Source organism: Paenibacillus sp. 2TAB26 (genome assembly GCF_052115145.1).
GTDB lineage: Bacteria > Bacillota > Bacilli > Paenibacillales > Paenibacillaceae > Pristimantibacillus.
In genome coordinates this window covers 1-801 of sequence record NZ_JBFRGC010000076.1, presented here as the reverse complement: position 1 = coordinate 801, position 801 = coordinate 1, and the positions used below count along the sequence as shown (strand labels likewise).

At 44.4% G+C, this 801-nt stretch carries 1 protein-coding gene and 1 pseudogene; both read right to left on the bottom strand.

Going from position 1 to position 801, the window contains the following annotated elements; genetic code table 11:
- A pseudogene (locus AB4Z50_RS35855) lies at positions 1–308 on the bottom strand (hypothetical protein); the annotation flags it as partial.
- A 203-nt stretch (positions 309–511) separates the two neighbouring features.
- On the bottom strand, positions 512–801 hold a 290-nt coding region (locus AB4Z50_RS35850), incomplete at its 5' end, for a hypothetical protein (protein ID WP_441887265.1).

Sequence of the window (801 nt, the reverse complement as noted above, 5' to 3'; positions counted from 1 at the left end):
AAATGGGCCAGCGTGCCGGGTAAGCTCAGGCGCAGCTGCTCTGCAGCATCCGCCCATGGAATCTGCCATTGGAATGCCTCGGAAAAGCATTCCCACTCAGGGAGATCCTCCACATCCGGTTGGTCCATATGGGGTTGAATCCTGCTCCATGCTTGCATAAGCTGCCCGCTATAGCGCTGGAACTGCTCCTGGCTGACCAGACAAAACCATACTGGAGCGAGAAAATTATTCGTCTCGAAATCTGTATTCTCATAATCGACCGAATCTGTATCGGCGTTTGTAACGATCAGGAATGTCCGGTTTCCCATAAAAGATCCTTTCCTCCTACCTTTGTTTCACATCCAATAATGGAACCAAAAAGCGATTCTATAAGTTCGTCATTTTATGATGAAAATAAAGTGAGAAGGGCGCCCGCAATTAGAGTGCCCTTCTCTCGTTTGCAATGCAACTGCACCTATTGATCCGTTTGGATTGAGCGGAGTCAAGCTCAGGCAACTGCCGCCCGTTTAGTTTAATTAATAGGTCCCAATTTTGTTGCTATAACATATTTATCATTTACTTCGACTGCAATAACTTCATGAGGGTCTTTTCCTTTGACTTCAAATAGTGTACTCCCTGCTGGCACTTCGTTAGAGTCTCCATTTTTCTTTGGCATTGGGGTTGTTTTTCTTTCAATCTTACCAATCTCTTTGCCTACTTCTTCAATTGGAACCTCTTCTTTAGATAATCCATAAAGGGTGTTATTCCAAGCAACGGAAGCTGGATAGGTACTTGATGAGTTTGACCCATTATTATCACTAC